This is a genomic window from Pseudogemmobacter sp. TB195, from assembly GCF_058313095.1.
In genome coordinates, this window is the sequence record NZ_JBZEGG010000164.1 from 1 (window position 1) to 581 (window position 581).

At 65.7% G+C, this 581-nt stretch carries 1 protein-coding gene; it reads left to right on the top strand.

Annotation, left to right across the window (positions count from 1 at the left end; all coding sequences use genetic code 11):
- Window positions 1-21 precede the first annotated feature (21 nt).
- Window positions 22-581 (top strand): ATP-binding cassette domain-containing protein (locus tag AC4FS3_RS29170; protein WP_491023447.1); only part of this gene is annotated, 560 nt, incomplete at its 3' end.

The following is a 581-nucleotide window of genomic DNA, read 5'->3' on the forward strand; positions in this document are numbered from 1 at the left end:
GTCTGACCGGAGGATCGCATCATGTTCGAAGAGCCATCCCACTTCATCCTCACGGTCGAGGGCCTGACGGTGTCGTTCGACGGGTTCAAGGCGGTTGACGGGCTCAACCTCTACATCGCCCCCAACGAGTGCCGGGTGATCATCGGCCCCAACGGCGCCGGCAAGACCACGGTGCTCGACCTGATCTGCGGCCGGACGAAGGCCACGGGCGGCTCCGTGCGGTTTCGCGACATGGAGCTGCTGAAGATGCGCGAGGACCAGATCGTCCACGCCGGCGTCGGCCGCAAGTTCCAGACGCCCAGCGTCTACGAGGACCTGACCGTGTTCGAGAACCTGGAGATCAGCTACCCGAAGGGCCATGGCGTATTCGGCGCCCTCGCCTTCCGCCGCGACGTCGCCGTGAGGGACCGGATCCGCGACATCGCGGAGCAGATCTTCCTGGATGACTCGCTGGAGAAGAAAGCCGGCCTGCTGTCGCACGGCCAGAAGCAGTGGCTGGAGATCGGCATGCTGCTGATCCAGGACCCGCAACTGCTGATGCTGGACGAGCCCGTGGCCGGCATGTCGGTGGCCGAGCGGCG